This is a genomic window from Sphingomonas sp. GC_Shp_3 (genome assembly GCF_026540945.1).
Classification (GTDB): Bacteria; Pseudomonadota; Alphaproteobacteria; order Sphingomonadales; family Sphingomonadaceae; genus Sphingomonas.
This window is the reverse complement of the sequence record NZ_JALNUT010000001.1, coordinates 61,496-82,189: the sequence shown is the minus strand read 5'-3', so window position 1 is coordinate 82,189 and position 20,694 is coordinate 61,496. Positions and strand designations below refer to the sequence as shown.

Annotated in this window: 18 protein-coding genes, 2 tRNA genes, 1 pseudogene and 1 riboswitch; of the genes and pseudogenes, 16 read left to right on the top strand and 5 right to left on the bottom strand. The window is 68.5% G+C overall.

Translation table 11 applies throughout. The features are described 5' to 3' along the window. Position 1: 1 nt before the first annotated feature. The 5 genes from cobN to cobJ are packed head-to-tail and all read left to right on the top strand — an operon-like array spanning position 2 to position 6,468. Positions 2-3,262, top strand: coding sequence for a cobaltochelatase subunit CobN (gene cobN / locus OXR00_RS00415; protein WP_267386061.1), 3,261 nt, complete (start codon positions 2-4; stop codon positions 3,260-3,262). After that, complete coding sequence (locus tag OXR00_RS00410) at positions 3,259-4,371, top strand: cobalamin biosynthesis protein CobG (RefSeq protein ID WP_267386060.1); 1,113 nt, start codon at positions 3,259-3,261, stop codon at positions 4,369-4,371. Before cobN ends, OXR00_RS00410 begins: the two co-directional genes overlap by 4 nt. After that, on the top strand, positions 4,371-5,000 hold the full coding sequence (locus tag OXR00_RS00405) for a precorrin-8X methylmutase (protein ID WP_267386059.1): 630 nt from the start codon (positions 4,371-4,373) through the stop codon (positions 4,998-5,000). Before OXR00_RS00410 ends, OXR00_RS00405 begins: the two co-directional genes overlap by 1 nt. After that, entirely contained in the window at positions 4,997-5,722 is a 726-nt protein-coding gene (cobI, locus tag OXR00_RS00400) for a precorrin-2 C(20)-methyltransferase (protein ID WP_267386058.1), read from the top strand. The genes OXR00_RS00405 and cobI overlap by 4 nt, the downstream gene beginning before the upstream one ends. Further along, a complete protein-coding gene (cobJ, locus tag OXR00_RS00395) occupies positions 5,719-6,468 on the top strand; it encodes a precorrin-3B C(17)-methyltransferase (RefSeq protein WP_267386057.1) in 750 nt (249 codons plus the stop codon). Before cobI ends, cobJ begins: the two co-directional genes overlap by 4 nt. Here the strand turns inward: cobJ and OXR00_RS00390 are convergent. Then, entirely contained in the window at positions 6,444-7,193 is a 750-nt protein-coding gene (locus OXR00_RS00390) for a cobalt-precorrin-6A reductase (RefSeq protein WP_267386056.1), read from the bottom strand. The two genes, cobJ and OXR00_RS00390, sit on opposite strands and share 25 nt — an antisense overlap. Here OXR00_RS00390 and cbiE point away from each other — a divergent pair. From cbiE to bluB, 6 genes and pseudogenes are all read left to right on the top strand, one after another. Beyond that, a complete protein-coding gene (gene cbiE / locus OXR00_RS00385; protein ID WP_267386055.1) occupies positions 7,192-8,391 on the top strand; it encodes a precorrin-6y C5,15-methyltransferase (decarboxylating) subunit CbiE in 1,200 nt (399 codons plus the stop codon). The genes OXR00_RS00390 and cbiE overlap by 2 nt on opposite strands. After that, positions 8,388-8,753: a cobalamin biosynthesis protein gene (locus tag OXR00_RS00380; RefSeq protein ID WP_267386053.1), complete on the top strand. Its 366-nt coding sequence runs from the start codon at positions 8,388-8,390 to the stop codon at positions 8,751-8,753. The genes cbiE and OXR00_RS00380 overlap by 4 nt, the downstream gene beginning before the upstream one ends. Beyond that, the gene (cobM, locus tag OXR00_RS00375; RefSeq protein ID WP_267386051.1) at positions 8,750-9,535 is read left to right on the top strand and encodes a precorrin-4 C(11)-methyltransferase; all 786 of its coding nucleotides are present in this window, start codon (positions 8,750-8,752) and stop codon (positions 9,533-9,535) included. The genes OXR00_RS00380 and cobM overlap by 4 nt, the downstream gene beginning before the upstream one ends. Further along, positions 9,532-10,839, top strand: coding sequence for a cobyrinate a,c-diamide synthase (locus OXR00_RS00370; RefSeq protein WP_267386050.1), 1,308 nt, complete (start codon positions 9,532-9,534; stop codon positions 10,837-10,839). Before cobM ends, OXR00_RS00370 begins: the two co-directional genes overlap by 4 nt. A gap of 29 nt (positions 10,840-10,868) precedes the next feature. Beyond that, positions 10,869-11,618 (top strand): annotated as a pseudogene (gene cobF, locus OXR00_RS00365) (precorrin-6A synthase (deacetylating)); the annotation flags it as partial. 39 nt (positions 11,619-11,657) lie between these two features. Beyond that, positions 11,658-12,260 carry a 5,6-dimethylbenzimidazole synthase gene (bluB, locus tag OXR00_RS00360; protein WP_267387103.1) on the top strand — a complete coding sequence of 201 codons (603 nt, stop codon included), beginning with the start codon at positions 11,658-11,660 and terminating at the stop codon, positions 12,258-12,260. Between the two features lie 13 nt (positions 12,261-12,273). Here bluB and OXR00_RS00355 read toward each other — a convergent pair whose 3' ends face one another. The 3 genes from OXR00_RS00355 to OXR00_RS00345 all read right to left on the bottom strand — a co-directional run bounded on the left by OXR00_RS00355 (position 12,274) and on the right by OXR00_RS00345 (position 14,491). Next, positions 12,274-13,311 carry a HoxN/HupN/NixA family nickel/cobalt transporter gene (locus OXR00_RS00355; protein ID WP_267386049.1) on the bottom strand — a complete coding sequence of 346 codons (1,038 nt, stop codon included), beginning with the start codon at positions 13,309-13,311 and terminating at the stop codon, positions 12,274-12,276. Positions 13,312-13,487: 176 nt separating this feature from the next. Further along, a riboswitch (cobalamin riboswitch) is annotated at positions 13,488-13,730 on the bottom strand. Positions 13,731-14,003: 273 nt separating this feature from the next. Beyond that, positions 14,004-14,079: transfer RNA gene (locus OXR00_RS00350), tRNA-Ala, on the bottom strand. A 97-nt stretch (positions 14,080-14,176) separates the two neighbouring features. Next, positions 14,177-14,491, bottom strand: a complete 315-nt coding sequence (locus OXR00_RS00345) for a TIGR02300 family protein (RefSeq protein WP_242145968.1) — start codon at positions 14,489-14,491, stop codon at positions 14,177-14,179. 121 nt (positions 14,492-14,612) lie between these two features. Here OXR00_RS00345 and aroA point away from each other — a divergent pair, with 121 nt between their 5' ends. From aroA to OXR00_RS00320, 5 genes are all read left to right on the top strand, one after another. After that, positions 14,613-15,959: a 3-phosphoshikimate 1-carboxyvinyltransferase gene (aroA, locus tag OXR00_RS00340; RefSeq protein WP_267386048.1), complete on the top strand. Its 1,347-nt coding sequence runs from the start codon at positions 14,613-14,615 to the stop codon at positions 15,957-15,959. Beyond that, positions 15,956-16,597, top strand: coding sequence for a (d)CMP kinase (cmk, locus tag OXR00_RS00335; RefSeq protein WP_267386047.1), 642 nt, complete (start codon positions 15,956-15,958; stop codon positions 16,595-16,597). The genes aroA and cmk overlap by 4 nt, the downstream gene beginning before the upstream one ends. Positions 16,598-17,140: 543 nt before the next feature. Beyond that, positions 17,141-18,859, top strand: coding sequence for a 30S ribosomal protein S1 (gene rpsA / locus OXR00_RS00330; protein WP_267386046.1), 1,719 nt, complete (start codon positions 17,141-17,143; stop codon positions 18,857-18,859). A 197-nt stretch (positions 18,860-19,056) separates the two neighbouring features. Further along, the gene (locus OXR00_RS00325; protein ID WP_242145964.1) at positions 19,057-19,335 is read left to right on the top strand and encodes an integration host factor subunit beta; all 279 of its coding nucleotides are present in this window, start codon (positions 19,057-19,059) and stop codon (positions 19,333-19,335) included. A gap of 52 nt (positions 19,336-19,387) precedes the next feature. After that, a tRNA-Leu gene (locus OXR00_RS00320) sits at positions 19,388-19,470 on the top strand. A 200-nt stretch (positions 19,471-19,670) separates the two neighbouring features. On the opposite strand, the gene OXR00_RS00315 is transcribed toward OXR00_RS00320, so the two are convergent. Beyond that, positions 19,671-20,483, bottom strand: a complete 813-nt coding sequence (locus OXR00_RS00315) for a ferredoxin--NADP reductase (protein ID WP_267386045.1) — start codon at positions 20,481-20,483, stop codon at positions 19,671-19,673. Between the last annotated feature and the right edge of the window lie 211 nt (positions 20,484-20,694).

The window sequence follows — 20,694 nt, the reverse complement described above, 5'->3', positions numbered from 1 at the left end:
GATGCACGTCGTCTTCCGCGAGAGCCACGGGCTGGAGGAGACCGCATCGCCGCAGGATCTCGGGCAAAGCCCCGCCGATCTGGTGATGCTGTCCTTCTCCGACAGCGATCTCGGCGCGTTCGCGGGCGGGTGGCGACGTGCTCGGGCGACCGGCGCGCCGCTGCCGGGGTTGCGCCTCGCCAATCTCGCCGCGCTCGCGCACCCGCTGTCGGTGGATACCTACGTCGCGCAGACGCTGAGCGGCGCGCGCGGCATCCTCGTCCGGCTGATCGGCGGGCAATCCTACTGGCCCTACGGCCTGCAACAGCTTGCGCTGCTGGCGCGCACGCGCGGCATCGCGCTGGCGGTGCTGCCTGCGGACGGGCGGATCGACGCACAGCTTGATGCCGCCTCCACCCTGCCGACCGACGTGCTGCGGCGGCTCGCCGAGCTGTGCGATGCCGGTGGCGCGGTGGCGGCGCAGGCGGCACTGGCGCTGCTCGCGATGGCTGCGGGGTTCGAGAGCGCGCCGGTGGCGGAGGCCGGGCCAATCGCCGAGGTCGGCGGGTGGCAGCGGCAAGCCGGCGTCACCTGCCCCGCCGCATTCGCGCTGACCGCGCGGCGGCCGGTGGTGCTGGTGGTCTTCTACCGCTCCTACCTCACCGCCGCCGATCTGCACCCGATCGAAACGCTGCACGATGCGCTGGATGCGCGCGGGTTCGACGTGCTCGCCCTGTTCGTGCCATCGCTGAAGGCACCCGGCGCGGGCGGCTGGCTGCGGCGCTGGGTGGCGGCACTGGCGCCGGTGGCGATCCTCAACGCCACCGCCTTTTCCGCGCGGGGGCAAGGCGACGACACTCCGCTCGATGCGGCGGACGTGCCGGTGTTCCAGCTCGCGCTCGCTACCTCGGATCGCGCCGCGTGGGCAGCGGCGGCGCGCGGGCTGTCCCCGGCCGATCTCGCCATGCATGTCGTGCTGCCGGAGGTCGACGGGCGCATTTTCGCTGGGGTCGCCAGCTTCAAGGAGGCCGCCCCGCGCGACGACGATCTCCAGTTCGCACGCCGCGAGCATCGCGCCGATCCCGCCCGCATCGCCGCCATCGTCGATCGGGTGACGGCGTGGGTCGCGCTCGCCACCCGCCCGCGCGCGACACAGCGGCTCGCGCTGGTGCTGTCCACATACCCGGGCAAGGCCTATCAGATGGCGCACGCGGTCGGGCTCGATGCGCTCGCTTCGGCGGAAGCGATCCTCGCCGATCTCGCCGGCGCGGGCTATGCGGTTACAACGGGTGACACGCTCGCGGGTGGCCTCACCACCCGCGAAATGGCGTGGCCGCTGTCGACCTATCGCGCCGCGCTGGCGACCCTGCCGGAAACACTGCGCGCCGATCTGACCGCCACCTGGGGCGAGCCGGAGGCCGATCCCGCCGTACACGCCGACGCGTTCCACTTCGCCGCCGTCCGCCGTGGCGCGGCGATCGTCGCGTTGCAGCCCGAGCGCGGCGACCCCGCCGACCGGACCGCGCAATATCACGACCTGTCGCGCACCCCGCGCCACGGTTATGTCGCCTTCTACCTGTGGCTCCGCACGCAGGCGGACGCGCTAATCCATATCGGCGCGCACGGCACGCTCGAATGGCTGCCGGGCAAATCGGTCGCATTGTCCGACGCCTGCTGGCCGGAGGCGCTGACCGGGGCGCTGCCGGTGATCTACCCGTTCATCGTCAATGATCCCGGCGAGGCGGCGCAGGCGAAGCGCCGCATAGGCGCGGTCACGCTCGGCCACGTACCCCCGCCGCTGGCGACCACCACCACCGGCGCCGGCCTCGGCCGTCTCGAAGCGCTGCTAGACGAGTTCTCCAACGCCGACGGGCTCGACCCCGCGCGCCGCACCCGCCTGCAGGCCGACATCCGCGACGAGGCGCGCGCCGCCGGTCTCGAAGACACGCTCGCGCTCGCCACCGCGCCCGACGATGCGGCGGCGATCACCCGGATCGACACCTTCGTGTGCGACGTGAAGGCCAGCCAGTTCGGCGATGGCCTGCACGTCTTCGGGCGCGGGCCACACGGGGCGGCGGAACGCGCCGGGCTGCTCGCGGCGGTGGGCGGGCGGCGCGTCGCCCCCGGTCCGTCCGGCTCGCCCTACCGTGGTCGCACCGACGTGCTGCCGACCGGGCGCAACCTCTACACCACCGATCCGCGCGCGGTGCCGTCGCGGTCCGCGCATGCGCAAGGCATGATGCTCGCGGACGAACTGATCCGCCGCCATTTGCAGGACGAGGGCGATTATCCGCGCGGCCTCGTCGTCGATCTGTGGGCGTCGGCGACGATGCGTACCGCCGGCGAGGAGTTCGCAATGGCGCTCCACCTGCTCGGCGCGGAGCCAGTGTGGGACATGGCGTCTGACCGTGTCACCGGCGTGGAAATCCTGCCGCTTGCCCGGCTCGACCGCCCGCGTATCGACGTGACGCTGCGCGTGTCCGGCCTGTTCCGCGATGCCTTTCCGGCGTTGTGCGCGATGTTTGGGCAGGCGGTGGACGCGCTCGCCCGCCGCGACGAAGCCGCCGACTGGAACCCGTTCGTCGGCACCAGCCCCGGTGCGCGCGTCTATGGCCCCGCCCCCGGTGGCTACGGCATCGGCATGGGCGACGCGGGCGAGACCTATACCGACGCTGCCCGCCTCGCCGCCGGCGAAGCCTGGCTGGCGGCTTCCGCCCACGCGCTCGACGGTGGCGAGGGTCGCGCCGATCCCGCCGGCATCGCCGCACGCGTCGCCGCCGCCGACGCCTTCGTCCACCTCCAGGACCTGCCCGAGACCGACCTGCTGCTCGCCGTCGATTACGCCGCGCATCAGGCCGGGTTCGCCGCCGCGCAGGCGATCACCGGTGGCAGCGCGGCGCTGTATCACCTCGACGCGCGCGACCCCGCCCGCCCCACCGCGCGGCCGCTCCGCGAGGAAATCGCCCGCGTCGTCCACGCCCGCGCTGCGCACCCCGGCTGGGTCGAGGGCATGATGCGCCACGGTTTTCGCGGCGGCGCCCAGATCGCCGCCACGCTCGACCACCTCGGCGCGTTCGCGCATCTCGCCGGCGTCGTCGGCGTGGAGCTGATCGACGCCTATTACGACGCCACGCTCGGCCGCGACGAGGTGCGCGCCTTCCTCGCCCGCGACAATCCACAGGCGCTGGCGGCGATGGAGGCGCGCTTCGCCGCACTCCATGCGAGCGGGCTGTGGCCGACCCGGCGCAACTCGATCCTCGCCCGGCTGGAAGCGGCATCGTGAGCGGGTTCGTGGTGAAGGGCTGGTGCCCGGACGCATACCGACCGATGGCGGCCGGCGACGGCCTGCTGGTGCGCGTGCGCCCGCGCCTCGCCCGGCTCACCCGCGAACAGGCGCTCGGCCTGTGCGCCGCCGCGCTCGCCCATGGCAACGGCGAGATCGATGCGACCAGCCGCGCCAACCTCCAGATCCGCGGCGTCACCGAAGCAGGCTGGCCGACGATGGTCGAGCGGCTGGTCGCGATCGGCCTGACTGACGCCGATCCGGCGCGCGAGGCCCACGCCAATCTCCTCGTCGCGCCCAACTGGTGCATCGGCGACGACACCCACCGCCTCGCCACCGAGTTGCGCGCACGTCTGAACGACCTGCCGGTTCTACCAAGCAAGTTCGGATTCGTGATCGATGCGGGCACGGCACCGGTGCTGCTGGGCGACCCCGGCGACCTGCGCATCGAACGCAGCGCAGCGGGCGCACTGATGCTGCGTGCCGAGGGCCGTGCCACCGGCGTGCCGCTCGCACCCGGCGCGGAGATCGCCACACTGATTGCGCTGGCGCACTGGTTCGTCGCCAGCGGCGGACGCGAGGCGGGGCGCATAACCCGCCACCCCGTCCCACTGCCGGATTGGGCGAGCGGTAACGCCCGCCCCGCCGCCGCCGATCTGCGCGCGCCGGCCTCGCCGCTGCCGTTCGGTCGCATCCACGCCAACACGCTGGCACGCTACCTGACCGCCCATGCGGTGCGCACGGTGCGGGTGACGCCGTGGCGCGCGCTGATCTTCGAGGGCATCGCTCCGGGCACACCCCCGCTGTTCCCCGCCGATGAAGCAGCGATCCGCGCCGATGCCTGTGTCGGCGCACCCGCCTGCCCGCAGGCCAGCGTCGCCACCCGCGCGCTCGCCCAGCGGCTCGCGCCACACGTCGCCGGCACGCTCCACGTCTCGGGCTGCGCCAAGGGCTGCGCGCGCGCGCTGTCGGCCGACGTGGTGCTGGTCGGGCGCGACGGTCGCTTCGATCTGGTCCGCCACGGACGCGCCAGTGATCCGCCGATCCGCACCGGGCTCCACCCCGATACCATCCCCGACCACATACTCGCCGAACCCGGAGCCGTCTGATGCCGTATACCTACCAGACCGACGGCGCGGCGATCTATCGCCAGTCCTTCGCGATGATCCGCGCCGAGGCCGATCTTGCCCGCTTCGCCGAGGATGAGGAAGCCGTCGCCGTACGCATGATCCACGCCGCCGGCATCGTCGATCTCGCCGCGCACATCCGCTTCTCCGCCGGCTTCGTCGCCGCCGCCCGCCACGCGCTGCAGGCGGGCGCGCCGATCCTGTGCGATGCGCATATGGTGAGCGAGGGCATCACCCGCGCGCGCCTGCCCGCCACCAACCCGGTGATCTGCACGCTGCGCGACCCGCGCGTGGCCGAGCTTTCCCGCGAAATGGCCAACACCCGCTCCGCCGCCGCGCTGGAATTGTGGCGCCCGCAGCTCGCCGGTGCGGTGGTGGCGATCGGCAACGCCCCGACCGCGCTGTTCCACTTGCTCAACATGCTTGAGGATCCGGACTGTCCGCGCCCCGCCGCGATCATCGGTTGCCCGGTCGGCTTCGTCGGCGCGGTGGAATCCAAGGACGCGCTGTGGGCGGCGCAACCGGTGCCGTGCGGGATCGTGCACGGCCGCATGGGGGGCAGCGCGATCACCGTCGCCGCCGTCAACGCGCTGGCAAGCACTAAAGAATGACGACTGGAACCATCCACGGTGTCGGCCTCGGCCCCGGCGCCGCCGATCTGATGAGCGTTCGCGCCGACCGGCTGGTGCGGCAGGCGCGCCACATCGCCTATTTTCGCAAGGCCGGTCGCGCCGGACAGGCGCGGAAAATCGTCGAGGGGATGCTGCGCGCCGATGTTTGCGAACACGCCATGGAATATCCCGTCACCACCGAAATCCCGGTGAGCGACCCGCGCTACAACCAACAGCTTGCCGCCTTCTACGCGCGCTGTGTCGATCATCTGCGCGGCCTCACCGGAACCGGCGAGGACGTGGTAGTGCTGTGCGAGGGCGATCCGTTCTTCTACGGATCGTTCATGCACCTCTACACCCGCCTGCAAGCGCAGGCCGAGGTGCGCATCGTCCCCGGCATCACCGGCATGTCTGGCGCGTGGACGGCGAGCGGCGCGCCTATCACCTGGGGCGACGACGTGCTGACCGTGCTGATGGGAACGATGCCGGAGGACGAGCTCACCCGCCGCATCCGCGATACCGATGCGCTGGTGGTGATGAAGATCGGCCGCCACCTCGACAAGCTGCGCCGCGCGGTCGCCGCCGCCGGTCGCACGGAGGCGGCGTGGCTGGTCGAATATGCCGCCATGCCCGAACAGCGCGTGACACGGCTGTGCGATGCCGCTGCGGTCGCGCCGTATTTCTCGATCCTGCTGATCCATGGCCAGGGGCGCAGGCCATGACGGGCTGGCTCGCCATCGCCGGCCTCGGCCCGGGCGACGCGGCGCTGGTTACCCCAGAAGTCACCGAGGCACTCGCGCAGGCGACCGACGTGATCGGCTACATCCCCTATGTCGCCCGCATCGCCCCGCGCGAGGGGTTGCGGCTGCACGCCACCGACAACCGCGTCGAGCTTGATCGCGCCGGCCACGCCCTGACCCTCGCCGCGGCGGGCGCGCGCGTGGTGGTGGTGTCTTCGGGTGATCCCGGCGTGTTCGCGATGGCGGCGGCGGTGTTTGAAGCCGTCGAGGCTGGGCCACCGGCATGGCGCGATCTCGATATCCGGGTGCTGCCCGGCATCACCGCTATGCTGGCGGCGAGTGCGCGCGCGGGCGCCCCGCTCGGCCATGATTTCTGCGCGATTAACCTGTCCGACAATCTCAAGCCCTGGGATTTGATCGAGCGCCGCGTGCGGCTCGCGGCGGAGGCGGATTTCGCGATCGCCTTCTATAATCCACGCTCGAAGGCGCGACCGGACGGGTTCGGCCGCGCGCTGGCGGTGCTGCGCGAGACTTGCCGTGACGATCGACCGGTGCTGTTCGCGCGCGCCGTTTCCACGCCGGAGGAGCACTTGCACATCGTCGCGCTGCCCGATGCAAGGGCGGAAATGGCCGACATGCGCACGATGGTGATCGTCGGCTCCAGCCTAACCCGCGTCATCGCACGGCCGCGCGGACCGATCCTCTACACGCCCCGGTCCGCCACATGATCTATCCAGTCCAGCACCTCATCGACGCGGCTGTACTCGGTCCGCAGCGGCAGCACCGGGCGGTCGATCAGCAGCACCGGCAGGCCGAGTGCGCGCGCGGCGATCAGCTTGGCCTCGGCCCCGCTGCCGCCGGCATTCTTGCACACCACCAGATCGACCCCGTGCGCCACCATCAGCCGCCGGTCGCCCTCGGCGGTGAACGGCCCGCGATCCACCACCAGATCGTGCTGGGGCAGCGGCGGCAGTGTGTCGGGCGTATCGACGAAGCGCAGCAGATAGTGGTGCTGCGGTTGCGCGAGGAACGCTTCGACATGCATCCGCCCGAGCGCGAGCATCACCCGGCGCGCCGGCCCGGCGAGCGCCGCCACCGCCGCGTCGATATCCGCGACGTGCATCCAGCGATCGCCCGCCACCGCCTGCCACGCGGGCCGGGTCAGCGCGACGAGCGGCACGCCGACCGCCGTACAGGCGGCGACCGCGTTGGCGCTGATCCGCGCCGCGAACGGGTGCGTCGCATCGACGACATGGCTGACGCGGTGGTCGCGCAGATAGCTGGCGAGCCCGTCCATTCCACCGAACCCGCCGACGCGTACCGGCAGCGGCTGCGCCTTGGGCGTCGCCACCCGACCGGCATAGCTCAGCACCGCCAGATCGCCCCGCGCCGCCAACCGCACGGCGAGCGCACTGGCCTCGGTCGTGCCGCCGAGCAGGAGGAGATTGGGCATGGCTGACGCTCCCTGGCTGACCATCATCGGCATCGGAGAGGACGGCATGGACGGCCTGTCCGCCCCCGCCCGCGCCGCGCTGGCTGTGGCAGAGATCGTCACCGGCGCGACGCGCCATCTCGCGCTGCTGCCCGGCTCTACGGTTCTGGTGCAGCCGTGGCCAGTCCCGTTCGAGGCGGGGCTGCCGTGGCTGCTCGGCCAGCGTGGCCGCCGGGTGGTGATGCTCGCGTCGGGCGATCCGTTCTGGTTCGGCGCGGGCAGCGTGCTGGCGCGCCACCTCGCCGCCGGTGAGTGGGTAGCACATCCGGTGCCCGGCACCTTCAGCCTCGCCGCCGCGCGGCTCGGCTGGCCGCTGGAGGATACCGCCTGCCTCGGCCTGCACGCTGCGCCGCTGACCCGGTTGCGCCCGCACCTCGCGCCCGGCCGCCGCGCCATCGTGTTGCTGCGTGACGGGGCGGCGGTGGCGACGCTTGCCGAATACCTCGTCAGCCGCAGCTTCGGCGCATCGGCGCTTTCGATACTGGAGTCGCTCGGCGGCCCGCACGAACGCATCCGCACGACGACCGCAGCGGACCTTGCGTTCACGGACATCGGTCACCCGGTTGCGGTCGGGGTAGTGTGCGCGGGCGACGGCGAAACCCTGCCCCACACCAGTGGCCTAGCCGACGCTTGGTTCGATCACGACGGGCAGTTGAGCAAGCGCCCGGTCCGCGCGCTAACTCTCTCCGCGCTTGCCCCCCGCGCGCATGAGACGCTGTGGGATATCGGCGCCGGGTCGGGGTCGATCGGCATCGAGTGGCTGCTCGCCCACCCCTCTACGCAAGCCACCGCGTTCGAGGTCGATCCGGTTCGCGCCGCCCGCGTTCGCGCCAACGCCGCAGCGTTGGGCGTCGACCGGCTGCGCGTCGTCGAAGGACGTGCGCCGGCCGTTCTGGTTGGACACCCCCCGCCGCAAGCCGTGTTCGTCGGTGGCGGCCTGTCTGACGATCTACTGGTCGCCCTCTGGCCGCTGATGGCTCCGAAGACGCGGCTGGTCGCCAATGCGGTGACGCTGGAATCGGAGGCTTTGCTGTCGCGTTGGCATGCGCAGCGGGGCGGTAGCCTGCTGCGGATCGAACTGTCCGAAGCCGCCGCGCTCGGTTCACGGCGTGGCTGGCGGGCGAGCTACCCGGTCGTGCAATGGACGGTAACGGCATGATCGTCGCCGGCTTCGGCTTCCGCGCGACCGCCGATCTCGGCGCGTTGCATGCGGCACTGGACATCGCGCAAACGGGTCATCCCCGCGTAACCGCACTCGCAGCACCCACCGACAAGATCATGCTTGTCGAACGTCTGGGCGACGCGCTCGGCCTGCCTGTCATTTCGGTCGCTGCCGGCGCGCTGACGGCTGTGCCGACACTAACCCGCGCATCGGCAAGCCTGCGCTACCGGGGCACCGGCAGCGTCGCCGAAGCCGCCGCGCTCGCCGCTGCCGGTCCGGGGGCACGTCTGCTCGCCAGCCGCCATATCTCCCCAGACCGCATGGCGAGCTGTGCCATCGCGCAAGGATTTGACCAATGACCGTCCACTTCATCGGCGCCGGCCCCGGCGCGCCCGACCTGCTGACGCTGCGCGGCCGTGATCGCATCGCCGGTTCGGCGGTATGCCTGTATGCGGGTTCCCTGGTGCCGGAGGCGCTTCTCGACTACTGTCCGCCGGGCGCACATATCGTCAACACCGCGCCGCTGACCCTCGATGAAATTATGACGGAAGTTCGCGCCGCGCACGATTGCGGCCATGACATCGCACGGCTGCACTCGGGCGATATGTCGATCTGGTCCGCGATGGGCGAACAGCTTCGTCGGCTGCGTGCGATGGATATTCCCTTCACGATCACGCCGGGCGTACCCGCCTTCGCCGCCGCGGCCGCCGTGCTGGAGGTCGAACTGACGCTGCCCGGCGTGGCGCAGTCGGTGGTGCTGACCCGGACGCCCGGCCGGGCGAGCGCGATGCCGCCGTCCGAGACGCTGGCCACGTTCGCCCGGTCGGGGGCAACGCTGGCCATCCATCTGTCGATCCACAATCTGCCCCATGTCGTTGCCGAACTCACGCCCGTATATGGCGGACATTGCCCCGTCGCGGTCGTGTGGCGGGCAAGCTGGCCCGATCAACAGATCATCCGCGCGACACTCGCCACCCTATCGCAGGCGGTTGCAGGCAAACCGGAGCGTACGGCGCTGATCTTCGTGGGAAAGGTGCTCGACGACACCGGGTTCGTCGAAAGCAGCCTGTATGCCGAAGGCTACGACCGTCGCTTCCGCCCGCAGAGTGCGGACTCCCGCTTTGCCGGGGGCGTGGCATGACGCCGGGGCTGCTGATCGCCGCACCGGCATCGGGCACCGGCAAGACGACGGTGATGCTCGGTCTGCTGCGCGCGCTCCGCAATGATGGCGTGGTAGTCCAGCCCTTCAAGAGCGGCCCCGATTACATCGACCCCGCCTTTCACCGCGCCGCCAGCGGTCGTGCATCGTTCAACCTCGACAGTTGGGCGATGCCAGCCGCCATGCTCGACGGGATCGCCGCCCATGCGCGCGACGCGGAACTGGTACTGGCGGAAGGGTCGATGGGGCTGTTCGACGGTGTGGCGCGCGCCGGCGCAACGGGCAACGGCGCGAGCGCGGACCTCGCCAGACACATGGGCTGGCCGGTCGTGCTGGTGATCGACGTGTCCGGCCAGGCGCAGTCGGCGGCGGCAACCGCGCTCGGCTTTGCGCGCTTCGATCAGAGCATCGATGTGGCCGGCGTTATCCTGAACCGTGTCGCAAGTCCGCGCCACGAACGGCTCGCGCGCAACGGCATGGCGGCGGCGGGTATCCGGGTGTTTGGCGCATTGCCGCGTCGGGGCGACCTCAAGCTGCCGGAGCGGCATCTGGGGCTAGTGCAGGCGGCGGAACATGCCGATCTGGATGAGCGGATCGAAGGCTATTCGGCGTTCGTGCGCGCGCATATCGACATCGCGGCGCTTCGGGCGGTCGCTGCCGCCGGCAACAGTCTTGCTGCCGCCGCCACGACGGGGACACCGCCCGCGCAGCGGATTGCGCTGGCGCAGGACGCGGCCTTCTCCTTCACCTATCCCCATATGCTCGATGAGTGGAGACGTGTCGGGGCAGAGATCCTGCCGTTCTCGCCGCTTGCCGACGAACGGCCGGCCGCACATGCCGATCTGGTCTGGCTGCCCGGCGGCTATCCGGAACTTCACGCGGGCAGGCTGGCTGCGGCGCGGAACTTCCACGCCGGCCTGCACGACCATGCCCTCACACGGCCTGTTCATGGCGAGTGCGGCGGGTACATGGTGCTCGGCGAAGGACTGGTCGACGCGGATGGCGTGCGGCATCGCATGACGGGTCTGCTCGGCCTGGTCACGAGCTTCGCGCAGCGCAGGATGCACCTCGGCTACCGACGGGCCACCCTGAACGCGCCGCTCGGTGCGCTCCCCACCGGCGCGATCCTGACCGGTCATGAGTTTCATTATTCGACCATAGCCGAACAGCCCGATGCGGAACTCGCCAGCGTCGTCGACGCGGAGGGAACCGAGGTGACGGAGAGCGGGTCGTATCGGGGCGCCATCACCGGCACGTTCTTCCACATGATCGCGCAGCAACGTTGAGCGGCAACGGCGAACTTCGGGGCGCGGACATCGTCATCGATCTCCACCTGATCGGCATCGGCACCGGCGACCCCGCACAGCTGACGGACGCGGCGCGCACGGCGATGAACGCGGCCGACCTCATCCTGTTGCCGCGCAAGGGCGAGCGCGCCTCGGATCTGATGGCGCTGCGGCGGGCAATCTGCGCGGCGGTGCTCACCGGTCCGACGCGTGTCGTCGCGTTCGATCTGCCCGAACGAGACGATGCGGCGCCCTACCACGCCGCGGTTGATGCATGGCATGACGGCATCGCGGCCGCGTGGCGAACCCAGATCAGCACGCACCTGCCGGATGGCGGCAAGCTGGCGTTGCTGGTGTGGGGTGACCCCTCGCTGTACGACAGCACGCTGCGCATCGCCGAACGACTGCGGGCGGGCGGTATGGACATGCGGGTGCGCGTCGTGCCGGGTATCACCGCGCTCCAGGCGCTGACCGCCGCGCACGCCATCCCGCTCAACGACCTTGCCGCGCCGGTCCTCATTACGACCGGACGGCGGCTGCGCGACGGCGGCTGGCCGGCGGGCGTCGACACGCTTGCCGTGATGCTCGACGGCGGCGGCGCGTTCGAGACGCTGGATACCGAGGGCATTGAGATCTGGTGGGGCGCTTATCTCGGCATGGCGCAACAGACGCTCATCGCCGGCCCTTTGCGCGCGGTCGGTCAGGAGATTGTGCTGCGGCGCGCGGCACTGCGGCGCGAACATGGCTGGATCATGGACATCTATCTGCTGCGCCGGAGCCTCGTGCAGAACGAGGCACCTCGTCGGTTCGAGACAGGCCTGACCGATGTACTGCAATGGCGCCGCGACGTGCGCCATTTCCGAGCCGAGCCGGTCGCAGAAGCGGACATGCAGCACCTCCTGCACAGCGCCGCGCTCGCGCCATCGGTCGGAAATGCCCAGCCCTGGCGCTTCGTGCGCGTCCGCTCGCCCGATCTGCGGGAAGCCTTGGCGGGCCACGTCGACACCTGTAGCGCGGCTGCGGCGGCTTCGCTGGCGGACGAGGATATCCGGCAACGGTATCGCAGGCTGAAGCTGCACGGCCTCCGGGAAGCGCCCGAGATCATGGCAGTGTTCTCGGACGAAGCGCCCAGTGCAGGACAACGCCTCGGCATCGCTACCATGCCCGAGGCGCTGCGCTATTCGACCGTGATGGCGATACACACGATGTGGCTCGCCGCAGCCGCACGCGGCATCGGCCTCGGCTGGGTGTCGATCCTTGACCCGGCCGTCGTCACGGCGATGCTGGACGTGCCGGGGGACTGGACGCTGATCGGCCTGCTCTGCATCGGCTACCCGGCAGAACCCGCGACGGTCCCCGAACTCGAGCGACGCGGCTGGCAGGCGCGCGAGCCGATCGCGGACCGCGTGATCGAGCGCTGACGGGAATGCGCGATCACACCCCCTGCCGCACCTCGATCTCGTCGAAGCGCTGCCAGCGGAAAATCGCCCAGCTCGCCGCCCAGCACAGCAGGAACAGACCGATAATGCCGAAGCCGAGCAGGTTGAACCGCGCACCGAGATCGGCCGCCGCCGACCAGATGCCGCCATGCAGGCCCAGCTTGTCGCCCAGCAGCGACAGCGTTTCGATGCCCCCGATCACGATCGCGACCAGCGCGGAAACCGCCGTGATGGTAATGTTGTAGTAGAGTTTTCGAATCGGCTTCACGAACGCCCATTCGTATGCGCCGAGCATGAGGATGCCGTCGGTGGTGTCGACCAGCGCCATCCCGGCTGCGAACAGCACCGGCAGCACCAGCACCGGCCCGATCGCGAATGCATGGCTCGCCTGCGCCGCCGACAGGCCGAGGATCGCCACCTCGGTCGCGGTGTCGAAGCCGAGCCCGAACAGGAATCCGAGCGGCGCCATGTGCCAGCTTGTCGAGACGAGCCGGAACAACGGCCGGAACAACCGCGCGAGCAACCCGCGCCCGCCGAGCAGGATGTCGAGATCCTCGTCGACATAGATGCCGCCTGCGCGGACATGCTGGAACGTGCGCCAGACCGCCCGCAGGATGACGAGGTTCATCGCCGCGATCGTGAACAGGAACCCGGCGGACACGATCGTTGCCACCACGCCGCCGGTCGCTTTCAGCGCCTCGAACCGCGCGAGAGCGGAGGCGGTGAAGGCGATGCCGACGGATGCCAGCAGGATGATCGTACTGTGGCCAATGGCGAACCAGAAACCAACGGTAGCGGGCCGCTTTCCGTCCTGCATCAGCTTGCGCGTGACGTTGTCGATCGCGGCGATGTGGTCGGCATCGACCGCATGGCGCAGCCCAAGCCCCCACGCCAGCAGTGCAGTACCCAGCATCAGCGGTTGCGCATGGAACAGCGCGAACGCCCATAGCCACGCCGCGACGTTGGCCGCGATCAGGAACGCGTAAACGCCGCCGATCCGGTGACGGTAAGGTGTCGTATCGATTGGCCGCATCGACCATATCCCCCGGGCGCCGAGCAACGTCGGGCGGGGGCCTACCGTCAACGACGGTCGACGCAGCGGACCCGCCGGACGCCCTGCGCCGGACCCACGACACCGATGCGGCCCCCGCCGCTGGTGACGTCGCTCGAACGGACAGGTCCGTGCCACGGCCATCCCCTGGACCAGGGCGAGAGCGACCGGACGCTGGCAGGTCTCCTGGCTCACGGGTCGTCGCATGCTTCACGGCCTTCCCAGGCGCCTGCACGATATCGTGTTAGGCCCAGTGGCTGCCCCATCCGGCATTGGAGGGGACGAAGTGCATCACACTCGCCGCTTACAGTTGCAGGGACAGCCTCGGCTTCGGGAGCAGACCTCCCTCACCGCGTTCCCGTTTTAAGCCCGTTACAGGCACCAGCGCGATCATGAGACCGGCGGATTGACCCGCCAGGCTCGCCAACCGCGTAGCCGGATGCGGGAGACACGGCAAGGTCCGCCGCAGAGTGACGCAAGCGAGGGGAAGCATCGTCTGCAAAGCGGCGAACGCAAGCGACGGCATTTCAGGGAAAGGCAAATACCGCCATAAGGACGCGATTGATCAGCCAACTACCGCCGCGCCTTTGATTGGGCACAGCGCCATCGGGCTTTTGAGATAGCGGTTTATGTCGCGTGCGGCGGGCGAAAACCTTGCGACCGCGGTGGAGGAATGGTGGAGCCGAGGGGGATCGAACCCCTGACCTTTCGCATGCCATGCGAACGCTCTCCCAGCTGAGCTACGGCCCCATTCGTCTAGGCCTTCCGGCCTTGGGAGGCGACGCCCTAGCCGGGCGTCGCTGGCTTGGCAAGCGGCGAAATCGCCGCTTGCCAGCATTTTTTCAGATCAATGCTCTTCGTCTTCGGTCGGTGCCTCGACCCCGAGATCGTCGTCGCCGCCGAGATCGACCTCGTCATCGGGCGACGGCTCCTCGTCCTCGCCGATGTCCAACGTCTCGTCGTCACCGCTCAGATCCTCGTCCTTCTTCGCGTCGGGCTTCGGCGCGTCGAACGGCAGCGGCTGCTTCGATTTGAGGATGGGCTCAGGCTGCCAGGTCGACCCGCATTCGATGCAGGTGACGGGATCGTCCTTGCCGAGATCATAGAAACGCGTTGCGCATTTCGGGCACGAGCGCTTCGTGCCCCATTCCGGCTTAATCATGTGCCGAGTGGACCTTTCAATCTGATAATACCCTGAGGGTTGTCGTCGTCAAAGTGGCGCGCGCCTTGCCATAGCGCAAGGGCGCTGTCAAAAGCCCGGACCCGCAGATACTCGGAAACACATGCCCCACCCTACTCCCTCGCCGCGTGAGATCTTCGCCTCCGGCCCACTGACCGGCCACGTTGCCGTACCCGGCGACAAGTCGATCAGCCACCGCGCGCTGATGTTCTCTGCGCTGGCGGTCGGCGAGAGCCGCGTTGAAGGGCTGCTGGAGGGGGAGGACGTGCTCGCCACCGCCGCCGCGCTGCGTGCGATGGGCGCGCAGATAGAACGTGGCGCGGACGGCATCTGGCGCATTAACGGCGTCGGCGTGGGCGGGCTGCTCCAGCCGCAGGGCGCGCTGGAGATGGGCAATTCCGGCACCTCGACCCGGCTGCTGATGGGGCTGGTCGCAAGCCATGCCATTACCGCCGCGTTCACCGGCGACGCCTCGCTCACCAAACGACCGATGGGCCGGGTGATCGAGCCGCTGTCGCGGATGGGTGCCGAGTTTACCGCATATCCCGGCGGTCGCCTGCCGTTGATCCTGCGCGGCATTAATCCGGCGGTGCCGATCGACTATACGTTGCCGGTCGCGTCGGCACAGGTGAAGTCGGCCGTGCTGCTCGCCGGCCTCAACACGCCCGGGATCACGCGCGTGATCGAGCCGATCGCGACCCGCGATCACAGCGAGCGGATGCTGCGCGGGTTCGGCGCTACCGTAACCGTGGAGGACGATGCCGCGGGCAAGATCATCGCGATCACGGGTGAGGCCGAGCTGCGCCCACAACGGATCGTCGTACCGGGTGATCCGTCGTCCGCCGCGTTCCTCGTCGTCGCGGCGACGATCGTGCCGGGATCAGACATAGTGGTCGAGAACGTCGGCCTCAATCCGACACGGGCGGGCATCTTCACCGCGCTACGCATGATGGGCGCCGATATCACCGAACTGAACCCGCGCGAGGTCGGCGGCGAACCGGTCGCGGACCTGCGCGTCCGCCATGCGCATTTACGCGCGATCGAGGTGCCGGCAGAACTCGCGCCAAGCATGATCGACGAATATCCGATTCTGTTTGTGGCCGCAGCGTTTGCCGAGGGCCGCACGGTTGCGCGCGGCGCGCACGAATTGCGGGTAAAGGAGTCCGACCGGATCGCAGCGATGGCAGCCGCGCTCGGCGCGTGCGGCGTGCGGACGGAGGAGTATGAGGACGGGCTCTGCGTGCAGGGCAATGGCGGCGGCGCGATAGCTGGTGGCGGGACGGTGCGGACTCACCTCGACCACCGTATCGCGATGAGCATGGCGATTGCCGCGCTCAACGCCCGCGCCTCGATCACGCTTGACGACGCATCGCCGATCGCGACGAGCTATCCCGTCTTCTTCCAGTCGCTCGATCTGTTGCGCGGCGAAACCTTGGTGCCTGCCGCATGATTATCGCCGTCGATGGACCCGCCGCCTCCGGCAAAGGCACGATCGCACGCGCGCTCGCCACGCATTATCGCCTGCCTTATCTAGACACCGGCCTGTTGTACCGCGCGGTCGCGGCAAACGTCACGCGGCACGAACTCGATCCCGCCATCGAGGCCGATGCGGTCGCGGCGTGCGATTTCGACGAGAGCCTGCTGGCCGATCCGGTGCTGCGCGATGACGAAATGGGCAAATGTGCGTCGATCGTGTCGGCGCACCCGCTGGTGCGCGCGGCGTTGCTGCACCGGCAGCGCCGCTTCGCCAACCAGCCGGGTGGCGCGGTGCTGGACGGGCGCGACATCGGCACGGTAATCGCGCCAGATGCAGACGCCAAGCTGTTCGTCAAGGCGACCCCGACGATCCGCGCGCGCCGCCGCCATGCCGAACTGCGCGAGCGTGGTGGTCAGGTGAGCATGGACAAGGTGCTGGCGGACATCCGCGCACGTGACCAGCGGGACTCGATGCGGTCGAGCGCACCGCTGGTGGCGGCGAACGACGCCGCACTGCTCGATACCAGCTTTCTTTCGATCGAGGCTGCCGTCAAACGCGCGGTCGAACTCGTCGATAGGCAAGTCAGACTGAAAGCGGAACGCACGCAGTAGACTGCCGGTCGAGTGCTTCCGGTAGGGGAAGCGGCGTTGTTCGCCGCCGCTTCCGGTCGCGTTCAGATCGCCGCCAGCGCCGGGCCGATCAACCGGTCCACCTCCGCGTCGCGCCGCGCCCGTTCCAGCAACACCCCGCTCACGCGAACCTCGAGCGCAACCACAGCTCCCCGCCTGCATCGCAGCATCATTACGCACCCTCTCCACAGCCCGTTTTCTCAGCCGGCTATTACCGACGGCACAGGCTCCGCTTCTGCCCCCCGGCAGTCAACGCTGTACTTAACCGGAGGTGTAACGATAAAGGACACCAACTTGCTATCGGTCGCGCTACCCGCTATGAGCATTGGGTCCGGCGGGCAGGTGCTCGCGGAGGAAGGCGCGGAGGTTTGTCCTCCTGCGCCCTTTTCGCTTTGAAAGGGTCATCCTCCGCTTCATTGGTTTGCCAGGATGCCGCGACGGCATGAGGCCTTCGCGGCGGATCGGCTAGAAGACCGCCGGAGACAACCGGCCGGCCGGAACAGAAGACTAGGAACCCTCTCCTTTATGGCGACTCTCGCATCCCCCTCCCGCGACGATTTCGCGGCTCTCCTCGAACAGACGCTCGGCGGCGCCGACAGCTTTGAAGGTCGCGTCGTCAAGGGCACCGTCACCGGCATCGAGAACGATCTCGCCGTGATCGACGTTGGCCTCAAGTCCGAGGGCCGCGTGCCGCTGCGCGAATTCGCGGCGCCGGGCCAGAAGGCCGATCTCAAGGTTGGCGACGAAGTCGAAGTCTATGTCGATCGCGTCGAGAACGTGCACGGCGAAGCGATGCTGTCGCGCGATCGCGCCCGCCGCGAAGCCGCATGGGACACGCTCGAAACCGAATTCGCCAAGACCGCACGCGTCGAGGGCGTCATCTTCGGCCGCGTCAAGGGCGGCTTCACGGTCGACCTGAACGGCGCCGTGGCGTTCCTGCCGGGTTCGCAGGTCGATATTCGTCCGGTTCGTGACGTCACGCCGCTGATGGATATCCCCCAGCCCTTCCAGATCCTGAAGATGGACCGCAAGCGCGGCAACATCGTCGTGTCGCGTCGCGCGATCCTCGAGGAAACCCGCGCCGAGCAGCGTTCGGGCTTGATCCTGAGCCTTGCCGAGGGTCAGATCATCGACGGCGTCGTCAAGAACATCACCGATTACGGTGCGTTCGTCGACCTCGGCGGTATCGATGGCCTGCTGCACGTCACCGATCTCAGCTACAAGCGCGTCGGCCATCCTTCGGAAGTTCTCAACATTGGCGATACCGTCAAGGTTCAGATCATCCGCATCAACAAGGACACGCAACGCATCTCGCTCGGCATGAAGCAGCTCGAGAGCGATCCGTGGGATGGTGCATCGGCCAAGTATCCGGTTGGTGCGAAGCTCACCGGCCGCGTCACGAACATCACCGAATATGGTGCGTTCGTCGAGCTGGAAGCGGGCATCGAGGGCCTCGTCCACGTGTCCGAAATGTCGTGGACCAAGAAGAACGTCCATCCCGGCAAGATCGTCTCGACCTCGCAGGAAGTCGATGTCGTCGTGCTCGAGGTCGATCCCGACAAGCGCCGCATCTCGCTCGGCCTCAAGCAGGCACAGGCCAATCCGTGGGAGGCTTTCCTGGAGGCGCATCCGATCGGTTCGACCGTCGAGGGCGAAGTCAAGAACGCAACCGAATTCGGCCTGTTCATCGGCCTCGACAACGACGTCGACGGCATGGTCCACATGTCGGACATCGCCTGGGGCGTATCGGGCGAGGACGCGCTCAACCTGCATCGCAAGGGCGAGGTCGTTCAGGCGGTCGTGCTCGACATCGATGCCGAGAAGGAGCGTATCTCGCTTGGCATGAAGCAGCTTGAGCGTGGCGCGCCGTCGGGTGCCCCGGCAGCGGGCGGTGGTTCGGGTTCGGGCCTGAACAAGAACGCGGTCGTCACCGTGACGGTTCTCGAAGTTCGCGATGCGGGCCTCGAGGTTCAGGTCGGCGACGATGGCGCGACCGGCTTCATCAAGCGCACCGATCTCGGCCGCGACCGCGACGAGCAGCGTCCGGAGCGGTTCCAGGTCGGGCAGAAGTTCGACGCGATGGTGACCGGCTTCGATCGTTCGAAGAAGCCGACCTTCTCGGTCAAGGCGATGCAGATCTCCGAAGAGAAGCAGGCCGTGGCGCAGTATGGTTCGTCCGACTCGGGCGCGTCGCTGGGCGACATCCTCGGCCTCGCGCTCAAGGCGCGCGACGAGAAGCGCTAAGCTGATCTAAGAGTGGCCGGCAGCGTCGGCCACCGACATCCCGGAATGGGACCGAACGCTCAACTAAGACGCGTTCGGTCCCATTTTGCGTTTACATTCGGGTGGATTGATCTAAGTGTATGCAAGAGATGCGCGCCGAAAGGGGATGATCGACGCGGCATTCTGCTTCGATTCGCCTCTCGGGAGCTTATAGCGCAATGATTCGATCGGAACTGGTCCAGATGCTGGCCGATGAAAATCCCGATCTTGCGCTGCGTGACATCGAGGCGATCGTCACCACGTTTTTCGACGAGATCTGCAAGCGGCTTGCTGCCGGGGGCCGAGTCGAACTGCGCGGCTTTGGTGCCTTTTCAACGCGCGCCCGCGACGCTCGCACGGGTCGCAATCCGCGCACGGGCGAAGTGGTCGACGTCACCGCCAAGCGGGTGCCGTATTTCAAACCGGGCAAAGAAATGCGCCTGCGACTTAACGTCTGAGACATCATCGTCTTGACGACTGGCGCATCCTGCGGTTTGGCGGATCGCACATGCGGACGTGGCGAAATCGGTAGACGCAGGAGACTTAAAATCTCCCTCTTCGGAGTGCGGGTTCGAGTCCCGCCGTCCGCACCACTTCAAAGGGCGATCGCGCCTCAACACTTCGCGACGGCGTCGCGCGGCACCTTTCTCGACCTCAGCTAACAGCGCAACGCCGCGCCACCGCCTTGTCAGCGGCAGTGCCTCCGACACGGCTAGGCGCGGTTGAGGTCGTCCATCTCATGATATGGACAGGGTACGACCGGCGTTGCGCAGAGACGCGACGCAGCCGCGCGTCAGCCGACGAAGGCGCGTTCGATTACGAAATGTCCCGGGTTGGCGTTCGAGCCTTCGCTGAAGCCTTCGGACTCCAGCATCGTGGCGAATTCGTGGATCATCGCATTACTGCCACACAGCATCACCCGGTCGGTCTCCGGATCGAGCTTGTTGGCGCCGACGAGGTCCTTGAACAGCGTGCCGTCCTCGATCAGGCCGTTGATGCGCTTCGACGTGTGGAACGGCTCGCGCGTGACGGTCGGGATATAGTGGAACTGCTCGGCAGCCTGATCCGCGACGAGCGGATCATCGGCGAGACGGCCGGCGAGTTCGTCGTGATAGGCGAGATCGCTGACACGGCGCACGCTGTGGACGACGATGATCTGCGAGAAGCGATCGTACACGTCGGGATCGCGGATCAGGCTGAGGAACGGCGCAAGGCCGGTTCCGGTCGATAGCAGGAATAGCCGGCTGCCGGGCAGCAGCGCATCACACACCAGCGTACCAACGGGCTTGCGCGCCAGGTAAAGTTGGTCGCCCGGTTGGATCGCTTGCAACCGCGAGGTGAGCGGGCCGTCCTGGACCTTGATCGACAGAAACTCGAGTTCCTCGGCATAGGCCGGGCTGGCGATCGAATAGGCGCGCATCAGCGGCTTGGCACCGTCATCAAGGCCGATCATCACGAACTCGCCCGAGCGGAAGCGCAGCGACGCCGGCCGTTCGATCGCGAAGCTGAACAGATGCTCGTTCCAGTGGCGCACCCAATTCACCGCGACGGCGTGGAAGCTGGTATGTTCGGGCAGCAGGCGCGGCGTGTGGACAGGCGCGTTCATGAGGCAGGTTCCGTTTCGTCTAACCAGGACTCGCGGCTGAACGACCGGCCGCGCTGGCGGCGCTGCGTCGCCGCGAGCGTAACCCGCAGCGCTCTACAGACCCGCCCGGCAACGTCAACCGCCCCTGCCCGCCTTTTCGCGAACCCATCGCAACAGGCTGGGTGACGTATTTCTCCGCAAAGGCGCGCGCGATCACATGGTCGCCAAGCTC

What these genes read in the sequence shown, in the direction of transcription:
- cobI (WP_267386058.1), top strand. Translation starts at nt 4,997, where the DNA reads ATGACGACTGGAACCATCCACGGTGTCGGCCTCGGCCCCGGCGCCGCC.
- OXR00_RS00380 (WP_267386053.1), top strand. Translation starts at nt 8,388, where the DNA reads ATGATCGTCGCCGGCTTCGGCTTCCGCGCGACCGCCGATCTCGGCGCG.
- OXR00_RS00315 (WP_267386045.1), bottom strand. Translation starts at nt 20,483, where the DNA reads ATGAACGCGCCTGTCCACACGCCGCGCCTGCTGCCCGAACATACCAGC.
- OXR00_RS00325 (WP_242145964.1), top strand. Translation starts at nt 19,057, where the DNA reads ATGATTCGATCGGAACTGGTCCAGATGCTGGCCGATGAAAATCCCGAT.
- rpsA (WP_267386046.1), top strand. Translation starts at nt 17,141, where the DNA reads ATGGCGACTCTCGCATCCCCCTCCCGCGACGATTTCGCGGCTCTCCTC.
- cobM (WP_267386051.1), top strand. Translation starts at nt 8,750, where the DNA reads ATGACCGTCCACTTCATCGGCGCCGGCCCCGGCGCGCCCGACCTGCTG.
- cmk (WP_267386047.1), top strand. Translation starts at nt 15,956, where the DNA reads ATGATTATCGCCGTCGATGGACCCGCCGCCTCCGGCAAAGGCACGATC.
- cbiE (WP_267386055.1), top strand. Translation starts at nt 7,192, where the DNA reads ATGGCTGACGCTCCCTGGCTGACCATCATCGGCATCGGAGAGGACGGC.
- OXR00_RS00345 (WP_242145968.1), bottom strand. Translation starts at nt 14,491, where the DNA reads ATGATTAAGCCGGAATGGGGCACGAAGCGCTCGTGCCCGAAATGCGCA.
- OXR00_RS00405 (WP_267386059.1), top strand. Translation starts at nt 4,371, where the DNA reads ATGCCGTATACCTACCAGACCGACGGCGCGGCGATCTATCGCCAGTCC.
- cobN (WP_267386061.1), top strand. Translation starts at nt 2, where the DNA reads ATGCACGTCGTCTTCCGCGAGAGCCACGGGCTGGAGGAGACCGCATCG.
- aroA (WP_267386048.1), top strand. Translation starts at nt 14,613, where the DNA reads ATGCCCCACCCTACTCCCTCGCCGCGTGAGATCTTCGCCTCCGGCCCA.
- OXR00_RS00390 (WP_267386056.1), bottom strand. Translation starts at nt 7,193, where the DNA reads ATGCCCAATCTCCTCCTGCTCGGCGGCACGACCGAGGCCAGTGCGCTC.
- OXR00_RS00355 (WP_267386049.1), bottom strand. Translation starts at nt 13,311, where the DNA reads ATGCGGCCAATCGATACGACACCTTACCGTCACCGGATCGGCGGCGTT.
- cobJ (WP_267386057.1), top strand. Translation starts at nt 5,719, where the DNA reads ATGACGGGCTGGCTCGCCATCGCCGGCCTCGGCCCGGGCGACGCGGCG.
- OXR00_RS00370 (WP_267386050.1), top strand. Translation starts at nt 9,532, where the DNA reads ATGACGCCGGGGCTGCTGATCGCCGCACCGGCATCGGGCACCGGCAAG.